The sequence below is a fragment of the Gilvimarinus sp. 1_MG-2023 genome (assembly GCF_030548285.1).
Window position 1 is genome coordinate 1 of record NZ_JAUOSC010000450.1, and the last position, 345, is coordinate 345.

The 345-nt window shown below is 51.3% G+C and carries 1 protein-coding gene; it reads right to left on the minus strand.

The window, feature by feature from the left end:
• Nucleotides 1–164: 164 nt before the first annotated feature.
• Nucleotides 165–345: orotidine 5'-phosphate decarboxylase / HUMPS family protein (locus Q4563_RS17590; protein WP_303605416.1), on the minus strand; the 181-nt coding region annotated here is incomplete at its 5' end.

Genomic DNA, 345 nt, shown 5'->3' on the forward strand with positions numbered 1-345 from the left:
TTATGGCGTCATTGGTTGTTACGTCATTGATTGTTACGCCAACTCAGCCCCATTCCGCCGCTGGTCTGGTTAAATCTACTGCTGCGCTTGCGCTATCACAGTACTGACAGCGTATTGAATAAGTGCTCATCCATAAGCACTCCCAGCAGCAGACACATCAGCGATCAGGCCAGGCTATCGAGAATTTTCTGACACGCTGCAGCCGGATTCTCCGCCTGGGTAATCGGTCGGCCAATGACCAGATAATCAACCCCTGCAGCCATTGCCTGTTCGGGTGTCATAACACGTTTTTGATCCTGATTCGTGCTCCAGGATGGACGGATACCCGGCGTTACTGTTTTGAAC